The sequence below is a fragment of the Sorangiineae bacterium MSr11954 genome (assembly GCA_037157815.1).
Classification (GTDB): Bacteria; Myxococcota_A; Polyangia; order Polyangiales; family Polyangiaceae; genus Pendulispora; species Pendulispora albinea.
In genome coordinates, this window is the sequence record CP089984.1 from 8,394,518 (window position 1) to 8,407,283 (window position 12,766).

12 protein-coding genes are annotated in these 12,766 nt (G+C 67.9%); 6 read left to right on the plus strand and 6 right to left on the minus strand.

What is annotated here, in order from left to right:
- Positions 1–61: 61 nt before the first annotated feature.
- Together LZC94_32490 and LZC94_32495 are read left to right on the plus strand one after the other, a co-directional pair.
- Positions 62–760, plus strand: coding sequence for a pirin family protein (locus LZC94_32490; protein WXB12554.1), 699 nt, complete (start codon positions 62–64; stop codon positions 758–760).
- Positions 761–834: 74 nt separating this feature from the next.
- Positions 835–2,004, plus strand: a complete 1,170-nt coding sequence (locus tag LZC94_32495) for a hypothetical protein (GenBank protein WXB12555.1) — start codon at positions 835–837, stop codon at positions 2,002–2,004.
- On the opposite strand, the gene LZC94_32500 is transcribed toward LZC94_32495, so the two are convergent.
- On the minus strand, positions 2,001–3,842 hold the full coding sequence (locus LZC94_32500) for a discoidin domain-containing protein (GenBank protein WXB12556.1): 1,842 nt from the start codon (positions 3,840–3,842) through the stop codon (positions 2,001–2,003). The two genes, LZC94_32495 and LZC94_32500, sit on opposite strands and share 4 nt — an antisense overlap.
- Positions 3,843–4,152: 310 nt before the next feature.
- On the opposite strand from LZC94_32500, the gene LZC94_32505 reads away from it, so the two are divergent.
- Positions 4,153–4,824 (plus strand): FadR family transcriptional regulator, encoded by a 672-nt coding sequence (locus tag LZC94_32505; GenBank protein WXB12557.1) that lies wholly within the window; start codon positions 4,153–4,155, stop codon positions 4,822–4,824.
- 102 nt (positions 4,825–4,926) lie between these two features.
- On the plus strand, positions 4,927–6,330 hold the full coding sequence (locus tag LZC94_32510) for an MATE family efflux transporter (GenBank protein WXB12558.1): 1,404 nt from the start codon (positions 4,927–4,929) through the stop codon (positions 6,328–6,330).
- Here LZC94_32510 and LZC94_32515 read toward each other — a convergent pair.
- Both LZC94_32515 and LZC94_32520 read right to left on the minus strand, forming a co-directional pair.
- Positions 6,237–6,755, minus strand: coding sequence for a VOC family protein (locus LZC94_32515; protein WXB12559.1), 519 nt, complete (start codon positions 6,753–6,755; stop codon positions 6,237–6,239). The genes LZC94_32510 and LZC94_32515 overlap by 94 nt on opposite strands.
- Before the next feature lie 6 nt (positions 6,756–6,761).
- Positions 6,762–7,265, minus strand: coding sequence for a transcriptional repressor (locus LZC94_32520; GenBank protein WXB12560.1), 504 nt, complete (start codon positions 7,263–7,265; stop codon positions 6,762–6,764).
- Positions 7,266–7,508: 243 nt separating this feature from the next.
- On the opposite strand from LZC94_32520, the gene LZC94_32525 reads away from it, so the two are divergent.
- The gene (locus LZC94_32525; GenBank protein ID WXB12561.1) at positions 7,509–8,108 is read left to right on the plus strand and encodes a high-affinity nickel-transport family protein; all 600 of its coding nucleotides are present in this window, start codon (positions 7,509–7,511) and stop codon (positions 8,106–8,108) included.
- On the opposite strand, the gene LZC94_32530 is transcribed toward LZC94_32525, so the two are convergent.
- Together LZC94_32530 and LZC94_32535 are read right to left on the minus strand one after the other, a co-directional pair.
- Positions 8,074–9,504 (minus strand): MFS transporter, encoded by a 1,431-nt coding sequence (locus LZC94_32530; protein ID WXB12562.1) that lies wholly within the window; start codon positions 9,502–9,504, stop codon positions 8,074–8,076. The two genes, LZC94_32525 and LZC94_32530, sit on opposite strands and share 35 nt — an antisense overlap.
- Positions 9,485–10,351 carry an NAD(P)H-binding protein gene (locus tag LZC94_32535; protein WXB12563.1) on the minus strand — a complete coding sequence of 289 codons (867 nt, stop codon included), beginning with the start codon at positions 10,349–10,351 and terminating at the stop codon, positions 9,485–9,487. The genes LZC94_32530 and LZC94_32535 overlap by 20 nt, the downstream gene beginning before the upstream one ends.
- A gap of 200 nt (positions 10,352–10,551) precedes the next feature.
- Here LZC94_32535 and LZC94_32540 point away from each other — a divergent pair, with 200 nt between their 5' ends.
- Positions 10,552–11,118: a hypothetical protein gene (locus LZC94_32540; GenBank protein ID WXB12564.1), complete on the plus strand. Its 567-nt coding sequence runs from the start codon at positions 10,552–10,554 to the stop codon at positions 11,116–11,118.
- 111 nt (positions 11,119–11,229) lie between these two features.
- On the opposite strand, the gene LZC94_32545 is transcribed toward LZC94_32540, so the two are convergent.
- Entirely contained in the window at positions 11,230–12,744 is a 1,515-nt protein-coding gene (locus tag LZC94_32545) for a hypothetical protein (GenBank protein ID WXB12565.1), read from the minus strand.
- Between the last annotated feature and the right edge of the window lie 22 nt (positions 12,745–12,766).

The following is a 12,766-nucleotide window of genomic DNA, read 5'->3' on the forward strand; positions in this document are numbered from 1 at the left end:
TGGCTCGGAGGCGAGGAGGATAGCGGCGCGAGCCAATCGTGGTTACGAAGAGCGCCTCACCATGATGATCCTCCGTCCCTCCGATGAGCGCGGCCATGCGAACCATGGCTGGCTCGACACCTACCACACGTTCTCCTTCGCCGATTATTACGACCCGGGGCATATGGGCTTTCGCTCGCTTCGGGTGATCAACGAGGACCGGGTGAGCCCGGGCCGCGGCTTTGGAACGCACCCCCATCGCGACATGGAGATCGTCACCTACGTGCTCGAGGGCGCCCTCGTGCATAAGGACTCGATGGGCACGGGATCGGTCATCTCCCCCGGCGAGGTGCAGCGCATGAGCGCGGGCACCGGGGTCACGCACAGCGAGATGAACGCCTCGAAGACCGAGCCCGTTCACCTTTTGCAGATCTGGCTCCTGCCGCGCGCGCAGAACATCACGCCGAGCTACGAGCAAAAGGCCTTTTCGCGCGAGGAGAAAGACGGGCGCCTTCGCCTGGTGGCCTCGCCGAATGGCCAGGATGGGAGCGTCACCATCCACACCGACGCGCGCCTCTACGCGGGCATCTTCGAGGACGGCCAGCGCATCGAGCACCCGATCCCCGAGGGCCGCTATGCATGGGTGCACGTGGCGCGCGGCCGCGTTCGCGTGCAAGGCCGGGAGCTCCGAGCCGGCGACGGCGCCGCCTTCCGCGAGGAGCCGGCGCTCACCCTCGAGGGCGCCGGCGGCGGCGAGATCCTCGTCTTCGATCTCGCGTAAATCGCCGTTCGCGAGCTGCCTCGGATCTTTCACGATCGCTCGAGGGAGACCGCGGTAAGTTACGCACGCTCTCGATGCTGTACGCGCCCGACACGATTTCGCGTTTTCTTTGGAGCATCGGCAAGCGTGCCGAGGCGGAGTTTTACCTGGCGCTCTTTCGCGCGGAGGCGAAGGAGCGCTTCGCGACCATCGCCGTCGATGGCCCCGTGCTCACCCACGCGCTCGACGCGCTGGTGGTCGATCTTCGCTTTCTCTCCGAGCTGGGCCTGGTGCCCATCATCGTCCTGGGGCTGCTCGACACGGGCCACGTGGCCCAGCACGCCTCGAAGCTCGCCCTCGAGCTCGCTCGCGCCGACGTCCTGGCCACCGTGCTCGATCCCGCGTCGTCGGAGATCACCAGCGTGGCGGAGGCCGCGCGCACGGCGGCCCGCGACGGCGTGATCCCCATCATTCCGCTGGGCATCTTCGCCGGCCGCACCCCGCCCGATCGCTTCGAGGCGATGCGCGTGTTCGTGGAGACCATCGCCGCGCGCAAGGTCATTTTTCTCCAGCGGCGCGGCGGCATCGTGGTCGAGGGGCGGCCGGTCAGCTTGGTGCGCCTCAACGCCGATCAGGCCCCGCTCTTGGCGTCGAAGGAGGTGTCGCGCAAGCAGAAGATCATCCTGAACGGCGTGGGCTACCTGCTCGATCGCCTGGCGCACCGGTGCACCTTCGCCATGACGTCGCCCCTCGAGCTTTTGCGCGAGCTCTTCACCACCGGCGGCTCCGGCACCATGGTCCGCCGCGCCGCGCGCGTCGAGCGGCACGATGGCTACGCCACCCTCGACACGACGCGGCTGATCACCATGCTGGAGTCGGCGTTCGAGCGCCCGCTAAGCCCCGGCTTTCTCGAGCGCCCCGTCTCGCGCATCTACCTGGAGGAGCACTACCGGGGCGCGGCCATGGTCATGGAGACCCCCCTCGGCGCCTACATGAGCAAGTTCGCCGTGGGCCGGGAGGCGCAAGGCGAAGGGCTGGGCAAGGACGTGTGGACCGCGCTCACCTTGGACTATGGGACGGTGTTCTGGCGCTCGCGCGTGAAGAACGCCGTCAACGCGTGGTACACGAAGCAGTGCGACGGGATGATCCGCACCGGCGTATGGCAGGTGTTCTGGCGCGGGGTGCCGACCGAGCGAATTCCGGAGGCCATCGCGTTCTCGCTCGATCAGCCCAAAGACTTTCCGCGCGTGGACGGCGAGAGTTAGCGCCCCAGGTTCACATCGACGTCGACATCGATGTCGACCCCGATGTCCAAGAGCCCGCTCGAGCCGGCGTAGCTCGTGCCAATCCACGCCTCGTCGACGCGAAGGCGCTTGTAGCGCGTGCTGTCGGTGGACGCCGCCCAGGTGCTGACCACCTCGAGCCGCACATGGCGCGTGGTGACGGCGGTGAGATCGATGAACTGCACGCCGCGGTGGCTCGGGAGGGTCCCCGTCTTCACGGGCTGGCCCCAGCTGCTTCCGTCGTTGGAGACATAGATGCGGTAGTCGCGAATGCGCGCCGATTGCTCCGTGTCCGAGCGGGCGTAGCTCACCGAGTCTTCGCGTTGGTTGATGCCGATGTATTGGACGCGCTCGCGCTCGCCCAAATCGAAGCGCAATGACACCGGTGTCACCTTGTTGCTGTCCCAATAGGTCGTGGAGTCTCCATCGGCGGCGGCGGACGCGGCGTGTCCGCTGGACGAGGAGCTGGCGCTCATCGTGTACGTGGAGGGCGGGAGGATGCCCTCGCGGCCCGCGCTCTGCACGCGAAACACGGTGTCGTAGTCGTCCCACTTGGTGATGCCGGACAGGGTGAGGCTCCCGCCCTTCTGCGCGAACGCCACGGGCGCGCCGGTGCGCAGGTTGGTGACCGAGGTGATGCGGTAGCCGTTGTCGCGCACGACCAGGGTGCTGCCCGATGGCTTGGTGATCACGTGGATGTAGTGCCGGTTCGGATCGTCCTTCTTCACGGTGGTGACCCCGTGCGCGCCGTCGTTCCAGAAGCCGGGCTTCAAGCCGCCGTAGAGGTAACCGCCGCCGTGGGTTCCCTCGAGCGACTCCCAGATGGCCTGGAAGTAGCCCTGGGCGAAGTCGTTGAAGGCGGCTTGGTTCGAGGGGAATTTGCCGTTCACCATCGCCGTCTCCGCCATGAGGGACTTGATCGACGAGCCGGCGTTGGTCACATAGCGGCCGATGGTGAGCTTGTAGTCCACGGTGGAGTTCGAGCCGCTGTACCACCAGGCGCCGCCCGTGGGCAGCTTGTAGTCGGCCTCGATCAGCCGCGGCCCCGCCGTGTAGACGGCCTGCGGGTAGTCGTAGCTCGGGGTCATGCCCGTCTTCTGCTCGTTGCTGATCATGTCCATGATCGGCGTGTCTTCGTTGTTGTTGCTCAGGGTGAAGCTCGGTCGGTCCTTGCGAATGCGCTCGTAGAGGCCGTGGCTCTCCCAGTACGCGTTGTCGTTGTCGATCCAGAAGCCCGAGAGGTTCGGATAGTTTTGCATCACCTCCACGAACTGGTCGTAGCTGAACTCACCGAACCCATCGCGCTTCGTCAGGTCGACGTCGTGGCCTTTGTATTTCGAGTACGCGGCCGAATCGAGCCAGCTCTGGCCCGAGGGCAAGCCCTCGGCGTGCCACTGGGGATCGTCGGTCATGTAGAGAATGACCTTCAGCCCTTTGGCGTTGGCCGCCGCGATCAGCTCCCCCAAAAAGTCGCGCTTGACCCGACAGCTGCCCGGGATGGCCGACGGCCATGGCCGCGCGTAGCCCAGTCGGCTGTGAAAGGTCGCGAGCACCAGGTACTGCACATGGAGCTTCTGCGCCTCGGCGACCCAGTAGCCCGGGTTCCAGCCGCCGCTGGTGACCGCCGCCTCCCAGGCGCTGCAGCTCGTGTAGCCGGGCGAGGTCCGCATGCCCCAGTGAAGGAACAATCCGCCCTGAGCGTCGCGGAGGTACTGTTGGCGCGGGTGCGTGACTTGCGCGTGCGCCGGAAGGGCCGCGGTGCCGAGAATGAGCGGAAGGGCCAAGGTCCAGAGCCGCCGGGCGGTGCTCCGGCCTGCCAACCGACGGGGCTCTTCGGCAGAGACTCGCGGCGAGTGGCAATCTGTACGTATGTGTGTCGTGTCCCAGGCGCGAAACATGGCGTAACCTCCTTGGTCGCGGGAGAGCACCATGTCGGTCTCCCCCCGCATTGGGTCGACGTTCGAGCTCTAGCGGACTCGCCCTCCAGGCAGTCTCGCTCGCCATGCGGTATACATCGGATGTATGTCGGCTGTAAAGAGGTTCGTAGCTGTCGTTGGTGTCACATCTGGGGAGAGTTTTATGCATACTGATGGCAAGACATCCGATCTATATGGATTTCGAAGGAGTGGCGTGGCGGTCACGGACGAGGCCATCGATAAGATCAAAGAGATGATCGTCACCGGGCAGTGGCGTCCGGGGGACCGGCTGCCGAAGGAAGCGGATTTGGCCGCGCAGCTGGGCCTATCGCGCAACTCGCTGCGCGAGGCCGTGCGGGCGCTCTCGCAGCTTCGCATCCTCGATGTGCGGCAGGGGGATGGCACCTATGTCACGAGCTTGAAGCCGCAGCTTTTGCTGGATGCCGTGAGCTTTGCGGTCGAGGTCCACCGCGATGGCTCGGTGCTCGAGTTCTTCGAGGTCCGCCGCTTGCTCGAGCCGGCGGCTGCCGCCATGGCTTCATCGCGGATGAGCGACGAAGAAGTGGAGCTGCTGCGGCTGCACCTCGCCAAGGTGCAACCCGACTCCTCCGTGGACGAGCTCGTGGCCAACGACTTGGAGTTTCACCGGCGCATCGCGGAGGCCTCCGGCAACTCGGTGCTCTGCTCGCTGATCAACGGGCTCGCCTCCCCCACCCTCCGCGGCCGCATCTGGCGCGGGGTCAATGACGAGGGCGCCTGGCTGCGCACCCAGTCGGAGCATCGCTCCATCCTCGACGCCATCGCCAGCCGCCAACCCGAGGTGGCTCGCGCTTGGGCCGCGGTGCATATTGCGGGCGTCGAGCAATGGTTGCGCAAAGTGCTGTAGGACGGTGAACGGCGAGCGGGTGCGCGCGAAAGCATGCCGCCGATGAGGAAAGAGCCGAACGCCGGCCATGGGGAGGCCGACGTAAAGGAAACGATGCGACAAATGCAATTTACGGAGGGGCCGGTCGGGAAGACGCTGTTCCTGTTCACCCTGCCCACCCTGGCCAGCAGCATCCTGCAATCGCTGAACGCATCCATCAACGCGGCCTGGGTCGGCCGCCTGCTCGGCGAGCGCGCCCTGTCGGCCAGCGCCAACGCCAACGCGCTGCTGTTCTTCTTGTTCAGCACCACCTTCGGGCTGGGCATGGCGGCCACCGTGCTCGTCGGTCAGAGCCTGGGCGCGCGCGACATGGAGACCGCCAAGCGCACGATCGGGACGGGCTTCGCGTTCTTCGCGCTGGTGTCGCTGGTGGTGGCCACCTTGGGCATCGCGTTCGCGCCGCAGGTGCTCACCTTGATGCACACGCCCCCGGATGCGCTCCCCCTCGCCTCCTCGTACCTGCGGGTCATCTTCATCGCGCTGCCGGGCATGGTGCTCTACATGTTCGTGATCATGGCGCTGCGCGGCGCCGGCGACGCCAAGACACCGGCGGTGTCGTTCCTCGTGGCGGCGGTGCTGGACTGCGTGCTCAACCCGCTGCTCATTCGCGGGGTGGGGCCGATTCCGGCGTTCGGGATCGCGGGCTCCGCGCTCTCCACCGCCATCGCGCAGTGGACGGGCGTGCTCGGCGTGATCGTGTGGATGTACAAAAGCAAGCACTTTCTGCGCTTTGCGCGCGGCGAGGGTCACTACCTCCGGGTCGATCGCCGCATCCTGCGGACCCTGATCGTCAAGGGGGTGCCGATGGGGCTCTCCATCGCCGTGATGTCCTCCTCGATGATCGTGATCATCAGCCTCGTCAACCGCTTTGGCTCGCACGTCACGGCGGCCTACGGCGCGTGCTTCCAGCTCTGGAACTACATTCAAATGCCGGCCATCGCCGTGGGCACCGCGGTCTCGTCGATGGCCGCGCAAAATGTGGGCGCCAAGCGGTGGGATCGGGTGAGCCTCATCGCGCGCGCGGGCATCGTGTTCAACGTGATCCTGACCAGCGTGCTGGTGGTGCTGGTCTCCGTGATGAGCCACACGGCGTTCGCGCTCTTTCTGGGCAGCGACTCCGACGCGCTGCCGATCGCGCAGCACATCAACGCCATGGTGTCGTGGTCGTTCGTGATGCTCGGCATCAGCTTCGTGCTCTCGAGCGTGGTGCGCGCCACCGGTGCGGTGGGAGTGCCCCTCGCGATCCTCTTCGTGGCGCTCTGGGTGGTGCGCATCCCGTTCGCGTACGCCCTCGCGCCGACGTTTCAGGCCGAGGCGATCTGGTGGAGCTTTCCGCTCGGCTCGGTGGTGTCGCTGCTGCTGTCGATCCTGTACTACCGCTTCGGCAACTGGCGCGAGGCGCGCATGCTCGATCGGGGGCGCGGACCTGTCGACGGCGAAGCGGCGGCCGTGGAGCCGGCGGGGTAGCTACGAAGACGAGGTGGCGACCGTCGCGGAAGCCGGGACGGTGGGGCCGATGAGAGATCGAACCGGTTGCCGTAGAGATCTTCGAAGACGGCGACGGTGCCGTAGGGTTCGTCTTTCGGGGGACGCGCGAAGGTGACGCCGCGGGCGACGAGCTCGCGGTAGTCGCGCCAGAAGTCGTCCGTGTCGAGGAAGACGAAGACGCGGCCGCCCGTTTGGTTGCCGACGCTCGCGTGCTGCTGCTCGTTCACGGCGCGCGCGAGCAGGATGGCGGCGTCCGAGCCTTTGGGGCGCACGCGAACCCAGCGCTTTCCTCCGCCGAGATCGGTGTCTTCCAGCTTCTCGAAGCCAAGCTTGCCCACATAGAACGCCAGGGCCTCGTCGTAGTCGCGAACGGTGATGGCGAAATGGGCGAGACGTTGGACCATGGGCGGTTAGCCGCAGTTATCGCACAGTCCCTTGAGCTGGACGGCGACCTTGTTCTTGCTGACCGACTTGGGGACGCCCTTCACGCTCTTGACCTCGAACGCGAGCCCCGGAAGACACGCGACCTCACCGCAGTGGATGCAGACGAAGTGCGGGTGCTCGTCGGTGTGGGCGGTGCCGGCCACCCCTTTCTTCAGCTCGAAGCGCCACACGTGATCGCCCAGATCCGTGCGGCTCACGATGCCGACTTCGGCCAGGTCCATCAGGTTTCGGTAAATGGTGGCGCGGTCGAAGCCCTTGCTGGCGAGGGCCTCGAACAGCTCGGCGTGGCTGCTCGGCTCCGACGAGTCGTGCAGGTACTGGAGCACCGCCACCCGGGGCGCGGTGCTCCGGAGCCCGGACGAGCGCAGAAGGTCCTGGAACTCCTGAACGGCCCTTTCATCTGCTTTTCGCGGCTTTTTTTGCTTGGTCAACGGCGGCTCCCATGTCGCTTCCATAATTGAACGACTCATGGAGTCTAACGCTCCTGCATCTGCATTGCACAAGAAACGGAAAACCCGCGAGGCCCCTCCGAGCGCGGAAGGGCGAGGGTGGCGAGGGGTGGTCCGCGCGACGTGCACGGACCCCGGCGCGATGCCCGGCCCTATCGGTTGACAAGAGGAGGCCCCGACACCATACAGCAATTGAGTTGCAATTGCATGCACGACGCAATACTTGCCGCAAAAAGTACGCTGCTGTTGGGCCTCGTTCTGGGGATGCGCCACGCAACCGATCCGGACCATGTGCTGGCCATCAGCACGATCGTCAGCCGCGACCCTCGCGTTCGCCGCGCCGTTCGCACGGGGATGTTCTGGGGGTTGGGGCATACGCTCACCGTGATCGGGGTGGGCGCGGCGATGCTGATGGGGCGGCTCACGGTGCCACCCGGGGCGGTCCTCGCCATGGACTTGCTCGTGGCGTTGATGCTCGTCGTCCTCGGCGCCGTGGGGCTCCGGGCGCGGCCCGTGACGCATGCCGCGGAGCACGCGAAACTTCCCGCGGGCGCGCGCCTTCTGGCGTCGCCGCTGCGCGCGTTTGCGGTGGGCATCGTGCACGGGCTGGCGGGATCGGCGGCCGTCACCTTGCTGGCGTTGACGACGATTGGGGATCGAGGGCGGGCGCTCGCCTATTTGGCTTTGTTCGGCGTGGGGACGGTGGCGGGGATGATGCTCATCACGCTCGCCATCGCCGTGCCTCTGACATTTGCGGCGGAGCGCATGTCGCAGAGGATGCCGCTGTGGATCGCGCGCGCATCGGGCGCGCTCAGCATCGCGGCGGGGCTCACGTTTGCCGTGCGGAGCTTGCTCGCCCCGTGACGAGGAGCGCGGCGAGGGCGGCGGCCACCGTGAGGATGCCCGCGGCCCACCCCGCGGCCGTGGCGTAGCCGTGCACCAAGGCCGCGAGACGCGGTTCGGCCGCGCGCGTGGCCGCGTAACCGGCGCTGGCGCTCGCGGCGATGGTGTTGAGGAGCGCCGTGCCCATGGAGCCGCCGAATTGCTGGGCGGCGTTGATGCTCGCCGAGGCGACGCCGGCCTCGCGCGGCGCGACCCTCTGCGTGCCCACGCTGAAGACGGTGATCATGGTGCAGCCGATGCCGAAGCCCACGGCAATTTCGGCCGGCAGGATGTCGGTGAGGTAGCGGCTGTCCGCATCGATGCGGGTGAGGAGCGCCATGCCGCACGCCGCCACGAGCAGACCGGGGGCCATGATGGCGCGCGGCTGCACATGGGGCAAAAGGCGCGTGGCGAGCGCGGTGGAGCCGAAGAGCGACGCGGCCGTCATCGGAAGAAAGGCGAGGCCCGCGCGCAGGGGCGAGTAGTGCAGGACCACCTGGAAGTAATACGTGAGCAGTAGAAAGAGCCCGAACATGCCCACGATGGCGAGCGCCGCGCACAAGGCGGCGCCGCCCCGGGTTCGATCGGCCACGATGTGCAGGGGCAAGAGCGGCGTCGCGCTGCGCGCCTCCTGAACGACGAAGAGCGCGAGCAAGACGACGGCCGCGCCCAGGAGCGCGAGCACCGTCGCCGATCCCCACCCCAGCGCCACCGCGCGCGTGCAGCCGTAGATGGCGGAGACCATGCCGAGGGTGACGAGCAGCACGCCGGGCACGTCGGCGCGCAAGGGGCCCGAGCCGGGCATGTCGGCCAAGGTTCGACGGGCGCCGGCGATCGCCACCAGGGCGATGGCCACATTCACATAGAGGCACCAGCGCCAGTTGCCGGCGAAGGTGAGCGCGCCGCCCAACACGAGGCCCACGGCGCCGCCGCTGCCCGCGATGCCGCCATAGATGGCGAACGCTTTGGCGCGCTCGCGCGGCTCGGTGAAGGTGACGGCCAGGAGCGACAAGGCGGTGGGCGAGAGGAGGGCAGCGAAGGCACCTTGCGCGGCGCGCGCCAGGGCGAGGGTGGCGAGATCGGGGGCGGCCCCGCCGGCGGCCGACGCGAGCGCAAAGCCGGTGAGGCCGATGAGAAAGGCGCGCTTTCGGCCGATGGAGTCGGCGATGCGGCCCCCGAGCAGGAGCAGCCCCGCGAACGGCAAGGTGTACGCGGTGATCACCCACTGGCGCTGGGCGTCGGAAAAATGCAGGGCGCGCTGCACCGAGGGGAGCGCGATGCTCACCACGGTGGCGTCGAGGGCGACCATGAGCTGCGCCAGGGCGATGAAGCCGAGCGCGGTCCAGCGGCGATCGCGCTCAGCGGAAGGCGCCGGCATGTGCCCTCGCCCATTGCTCGAAGGTGCGGGGCGGGCGGCCCGTGATCCGCTCCACGGTGGAGAGCACCTCGGTGCCATGGGTGGTGGACACGCTGCGCGCCACGATGGCGTCGATCACATGGCTCGGAAAGCCCGAGCGCTGCATGCCGGCCCGCGCCATCTCGAGGGGCACCGGCACGGGCTCGAGCGTTCGCCCCAGCACGGCGCCGAGGATGGAAAGCTCCTGCTCGGGGGTGAGCGCTTCGGGGCCCGAGAGCTCGTACGCCTGGTTGCGGTGCCCGGGCTCGGTCAGCGCGCGAAGCGCCACCGCGGCGATATCCGCCGGATCGATGGACGCGGCCGGGCGGGTGGCGAACGACAGATGAACCTTGTCGCCTTTTTGGATCATCGCCCCCCACTGCAGCGCGTTGGACATGAACCGCCCGGGGCGCAGCAAGGTCCACGCGATGCCGCTGTCCGTCACCGCGGCCTCCGCCGCGCTGTGCCAACGGGCGATCGGATCCTCGGAGTCGACCCCCGGACCGCGACCTCCACCCAGCACCGACAGCTTGACGATGTGCTCCACACCCGCGCGAAGCGCGGCGCGCACGGCGAGCCGTTCGTGGGTGGGGCCGCCCTCCGTCCCCGTGGCCTGCGTGGTCACGAGAAAGAGGCGCTCCACGCCCGCCATGGCGCGGTCGAGGCTCGCGTCGTCCTCGAAATCGCCGCGCACGGGTTCGATGCCCGCCGGAAACCGCGCCGCCTCCGGACGGCGCGACATGGCACGCACCCGCGCTCCACCGTGTGCCGCAAGCAGCGCGGCGAGCTCGCCGCCGACGTGTCCCGTTGCTCCCGTAACCAGAATCATGGCTGTGCTCTCCGCGGTGAATCGTTCATAATGTGAATGATTCATAGATCACGCGATTCGGTTCGACCATGGTTTGCGGGCAAAAAAAATTTCGGATTGTCACCGAGAGGCCTTAAGTTGGTGACAGCACGGCCGTATACAGAATGAGAGCGCGGGCCGATGCGAAGGGCCCACCTCCGGGGGGATGGAGCCACGCACGCATGTCGCTCGTTCGTCCTCGATCGTCGCTTTCGGAGCTGGTGCTCCCGGTTACCCTTTGGTCTGCAGGCGAAGACAACGATGTCTTGGCCTCTTCGGAGGCATGGCGTGGGAAGTCCACGATCGCGGGGGCCCCTCCTCCGGACACGACGGAGTGGATCCGACCGCACCGCATCGATGTCGTTGGGACGCGGGAGCTTCGGCAGCTCGATCCCTCGCGGCTGGGCGTGAAATATTTCGTGACCTGCCGCTCGTCGGACGAGGAGGACTATCGCCGGGTGAGCTGCGGTCTGGAGCGAAGGCACCATTTCGCGATGGGCTCGATGCTGCTCGGGGACGAGGTGGTGGCGGTGGCGCTCCGGCCCGTGGGCTGCTTGTTCGAGCTCTTTCCGGTGCTCACCCGTCCAAAGACGCCGCGGCACCTGCCGCTGGGCGCGCTGCGCATCGCGACGATGCACCTCCTTTCCGCATCGGCGAAGCTCGACGCGGAGGGCGCGTCCAAATCATCGGAGCCGCGCGGCGACGAGCCGGCGGAGACGGGCGGATATTTGGACTGGCTCTGGAAGTAGCGCTCACGCAAGGTGCGCGCTCACGGCGGTGCGCACCTTCGCGACGGTGCGCGCTCGCGGCGGTGCGCGCCTTCGCGACGGTGCGTTGGCAACCGCCACGCTCACGATGGGCTACGGGAACGGGATCACGCGGCGCGGGAACGGGTTGCAGAGGCTGCGGAGCTGGTCGTTGCAGTTGGTGAGATCGTCCTGGGTCCTCGGCGTGTGACCGAGGCGCGCGGGATCGTTGCTGCCCCAGCCCCAGATGCTTCGACGATCGTCGCTCCACGCGAACGTGCTGGCAACGCCGGTGGTGATGCCGGCCATGGCGCCATTCGAGAGCACGGCCTGCGGAACGCGCTGGCATGTCTGCCGGGTGCCGGAGTTCTCGGGCATGCACCGCTCGCCGGCGATGTTTCCGATCCCGAGCGAGCCCAAGGTGTTATCGCCCCAGCACCGAACGGATCCGTCCTCGAGCAGGGCGCAGGCGTGCTGAAACCGTGCATCGATCGTTTGCGCGTTGGAGAGGCCGGCGATGGCCACGGGGGCGCGCTGGATGCCGCCATCCGTGGGGCCGCCCACGGTGCCGATGGACTCGTCGCCCCAGCAGAACACCTGGCCGCTTCGGTGGCGCGCGCACGAGAAGAGAAAGCCCGCGCGCACCTCGGTCGCGCCCTCGAAGGGCTGGTACATCGCGCCCCCGTCTTCGCCGATGGCCGCCGTGGACACGGGCATCGGCAAGCAGCCCTCCTTGCAGTCTTTGTCGAGCTCCTGCGGGTGGCCGAGCTCCCCGTGGCTGGCGTTGCCCCAGCACCACACGGCGCCGCCGTCGGCCGCGATGGCGCACGAGTGCCACGACTGGCCCGTGGCCACGTGCACGCTCGGCGGGATGGACGGGATCACCCGCGGGGTGGCGCGCTCGGAGACGGCGGCGCTCGGCTCGCCCAGCTCCCACTCCTTGTTGGTCCCCCAGCACGCCACCGCGCCGTCGAGTTGGAGCGCGCAGACGTGGAGGGCGCCGGAGCTGACCTCGAGCGCGCGAAGATCGGCCACCCGTTGCGGCGTGGGGTTGCACGGCTCGGAGCCGGCGTCGGGCTCGAGGCTCACGGGGCAAGGACGGTCGCCCGAGGTGCCGGCCTCGTGCCCGAGCACCCCCTTGGCGTTCTTGCCCCAGCACCACACGGAGCTATCGCGCTTGATCGCGCAGACGAAGTACTCGCCCGCGGAGACATGCGCCACGTCGGACAACCCCGGGACGCGAACGGGCTTGGGACGGCAGGCCACCGAGACACCGCCATTGACGCACGAGCTGTCGCCTTCGGGCTCCACCCCGAGGGTGCCGAACTGATTGCCGCCCCAGCACCACAAGCTGCCGTCCGCGAGGACGGCGCAGGAGCTCTCGGTGCCCGCCGACACCTCCACGATGTCGTCGCTGCACGTGCCGGCGCCCTCGGTGCCGAGACAGGTCGAGCCCTGGGCGCAGCAGCGCGAGCCGCACGCGTTGCATGCATCGGGCGGATCGGGGCGATCGGGGAGCGGGGACGAGCCATAGCGCCCGAGATCCGCCACCACCTCGCATCCGCCGAGGATCGCGAGAGCGACCGCCGGCACGGCGGTCACGAGGGTCAACCAGGATGCAAAGCGCATTCGGCCGCCACTCTATAGCACT